Source organism: Paraburkholderia sp. BR13444 (assembly GCF_040948755.1).
Classification (GTDB): domain Bacteria; phylum Pseudomonadota; class Gammaproteobacteria; order Burkholderiales; family Burkholderiaceae; genus Paraburkholderia; species Paraburkholderia youngii.
Genome location: NZ_JBFPKM010000070.1, coordinates 1 through 255, shown reverse-complemented (window position 1 = coordinate 255; position 255 = coordinate 1). Strand labels below are relative to the sequence as shown.

Below are 255 nucleotides of genomic sequence, written 5' to 3'. Positions count from 1 at the left end.
CTAAGCCAGGCGATCAGAACAAGGGCGTAAAAAAGCCTCAGCTTTCTGAGGATCATCCTCAGGTTGTGGCCAGCGCCGCACAGCACTGCGTGTATTGCATCGCCGAGTGCGCCTTTGAGCCAGTTCCGGTCGAGTTTGCCGTCGGCCTTCATGTGACCAATGGCAGGCTCGATTGCGCTTCGCCTTTGGATCATCGCGCGCAGGCCCCTCGTGATTCCGCGTCGCAATCCCGGGTGGTAGATCTTCACTCCCTCG

The 255-nt window shown here is 59.2% G+C and carries 1 pseudogene; it reads right to left on the bottom strand.

Annotation, left to right across the window (positions count from 1 at the left end):
* Positions 1-255, bottom strand: a pseudogene (locus AB3X95_RS39020) (IS5/IS1182 family transposase); the annotation flags it as partial.